The following is a 1,013-nucleotide window of genomic DNA, read 5'->3' on the forward strand; positions in this document are numbered from 1 at the left end:
ACACCAGATCGAAAAACGCGGAATGAATGGCAGAAACACCAGTTCATAGCGCAACGGAAAATGGTTGATGAGCACGGTTCTGGTCGACACGGCTCCCTATCACGTACACCTCTCCCCCGATGGCAAGACACTTGCCGTCTCGTGCCGGGGCGGGCGAGTGGCACAAAAAGGCGAGGCCAGCGCGGAATCGGCAGGCACCGCGATTCGAATTGATACCAAGACCGATGCGGCCAAGAGTGGCAGCGTGGCTTTGCTGGACACAGCGAGCCTGACCGTGCGAAAAGTGGAGGCAGGGCGGCAGCCCAGTGGCCTCGCGTTCACCAAAGACAGCAAGACGCTCTATGTGGCCAGCAGCGACGACGACACACTCCAAGTTCTGGATGTCGTCAATGCAAAAGTCACTCGCGCCTTTATTCTGGCACCCGAGCAAGACCCCGGCTTCGGGCAGATACCCACCGCCGTCGCGCTGAGCACCGACGAGAAAATCGCCTATGTGGCCTGCGGCGGTGCCAATGCCATCGTGCATGTCGAGCTCGCTCGTGGCAAGATTCTCGGCTACACTCCTACCGGCTGGTACCCGATTGCGCTGGCCCCCATCGGCACAAGCCTCGCCATTGCGAGTAGTAAGGGCTATGGGAGCCGCACGCTGCGCGAGAAGCCCTCGCCCGCCTATGGTGTCCATGGCACGATGGGGCTGGTGCAGTTCACGCCGCCCACACTAGCCGACCCACAGGTTATCGCGCGGAACAACCGCTGGGGAATGGCGGAGAAGCCCGCACGGCGTGGGGTTCAACCGGTGCCGATCCCCGAACGAGTCGGGGAGCCTTCGGTATTTAAGCACGTGGTCTACATCATCAAAGAAAACCAGACCTACGACTATGTCTTTGGCGACATGAAGGAGGGGAATGGGGAGGCTAAGCTGGCGCTCTTCCCCGAGGAAGTAACCCCCAACCACCACGCGCTCGCCCGGCAGTTTGTGCTCCTCGACAATACCTACACCAGTGGGACGAACT

At 60.6% G+C, this 1,013-nt stretch carries 1 protein-coding gene; it reads left to right on the forward strand.

The features are described from left to right. Window positions 1-67 precede the first annotated feature (67 nt). On the forward strand, window positions 68-1,013 hold a 946-nt coding region (locus RMO15_RS01045), incomplete at its 3' end, for a hypothetical protein (RefSeq protein WP_309707036.1).

Source organism: Armatimonas sp. (genome assembly GCF_031410135.1).
Lineage (GTDB): Bacteria > Armatimonadota > Armatimonadia > Armatimonadales > Armatimonadaceae > Armatimonas.